Source organism: Streptomyces sp. NPDC025793 (assembly GCF_055558375.1).
Map to the genome: position 1 here is coordinate 1 of NZ_JBVHMR010000141.1, position 1,781 is coordinate 1,781.

Annotated in this window: 1 protein-coding gene; it reads right to left on the reverse strand. The window is 69.0% G+C overall.

The genetic code is table 11. The features are described from left to right. Positions 1-241: 241 nt before the first annotated feature. Positions 242-1,693: an NF041680 family putative transposase gene (locus ACZ4MF_RS48920; RefSeq protein WP_467500924.1), complete on the reverse strand. Its 1,452-nt coding sequence runs from the start codon at positions 1,691-1,693 to the stop codon at positions 242-244. Positions 1,694-1,781 lie beyond the last annotated feature (88 nt).

Consider the following 1,781-nt stretch of genomic DNA (forward strand, 5'->3'; position numbering starts at 1 on the left):
GCGGAAAGGCACACACTTTCTCGGCTTCCTCGGTCTCGCGGCCGCACTGACCTGCTACAAGAAGCTGACCAACCGCACCACGTGAGACAAGCTCTTAGCCCGCCGCGCTGCAGCCGCGGACAACGGCAACCCCAAAAACACCCGGCATAACGACTGGGTCGAATCGCCGTGAGGCGCCGAACCCACCCCAGCACACTGCGTCACCAATCACGGGATATGGCACAGTTTCTCAGCTTGATCATTAACCTCGCTGCTGTTTCAGGCGGACGTGTTCGGTGAGGGTTTCGATTCGTTTCACGGTCTTCCCCGGCTCGTGACGTGGGGCTGGCCTGCGGTTTTTCGAGCCGGGTGGGCGTCCGGGTCCGGGCTTGGAAGGTCTGGGCACGTCGGCGGGACGGGCGGTCTTCACGCGGAGGTGGCGGAACCCTCGGCGGACCCGGGCGGGGGTGAGCCGGCGCGGCTCGGCGGGCCGTTCCCAGGGTCGGCGGAGGTCCTCGGCGAGGGGCCGGGCGAGGCGGAGTTGAGTGTGGGCGGCGATGATCAGCCACGTCCACAGGTCGGCCGTGTGTGGATCGCGGACCTTGGGGACGGTCCAGCCCAGGGTCTGCTTGAACAGCCGGAAGGTATGTTCAAGATCGAATCTGCGGAGGAATGCCTGCCAGCGGACATCGACGTCCTGGCCGGTCATGCCGGTGCGCGAGGACCACAGCCACACCGGCTTCGGGTCGCGGTCACCGGGGAGATACTCGACCTTCAGCCGGATCAACGTGCCGTGGATCAAAGGGAGTTCACCGCAGTGGTCGAGCCAGGGGCCACGGGCCTGCAGGCGGGGGTGCATCCGGTCCCAGGCGAGGGCCTCGGCCTTGCCGTAGCGGGTGGTGTCGCACGTCGTGGCCTGGTCGGGGGTGTGCCAGGACTCCGGCTTGGAGAAGGTGAGGACGCCACCGTGCTTGCGGGGCTGCCCGCCACGCGGGGTGGAGCGACGCGGTCCGGCATCCCGGAGCATGACCCGGTCCGAGCGCAGCCGGCCGACCAGCTCGACGGGCAGGTCGGCCAGGACGTAGGCGAGGCGGGTGACGTCGTAGCCGGTGTCCATGACGACGAGGATGTCCGCGTCGCCCGGCCGCCACTGCCCGGCGTGCACCAGCCGGTTGACCACCTCGCGCAGCTGGGCGGCGGTCACCGCGGTGGCGTCGTCGGCCGGCCCCAGCCGGATCGCGTCCAGCACGGCCGTCCACGAGGTACGTCCCGTCTCCAGGGCGGCGACGAAGGAGTAGGGCCAGCCGGGGATGAACTGATCCGCGCTGCGGCCCCGCCCGTAGACGTGGCAGAACAGCAGCTCCGGGCTGGTGGGGACGTCGGGCCGCAGCCAGTTGCTCACGTCCACGGCGAGCACGATCCGCCCGTCGGCGGCACGCGGCAGCGGCGTGGAGGCCAGCAGCCTGCGCAGCCGGCGCGGCTCCAGCCAGCCGTGGTTGACCGCGTCGTACATCGCACCGTGCCCGCGCCGATACTCGGCCGTGAGCGTCAACTCGACCAGCGACGTCACCGGGCCGTCCGAGCACAACACCGCGTCGGTGAGCTCGAAGAGCGCATCGGCGCGGGTGTAGATGCAGTCGTAGAACTGGACACGAAAGTGGGACAGGACGCCCAACGCGGCGTCAGCGGACTGTTCAGCGGCGAGACTCTTCACCAGCGGCCGTTCCTTCACGCGACGTTGCTCGACACCTCGAAGCGTGAAGAACGGCCGCCCTGCTGTCCCGAGAACGAACCAAGATCAG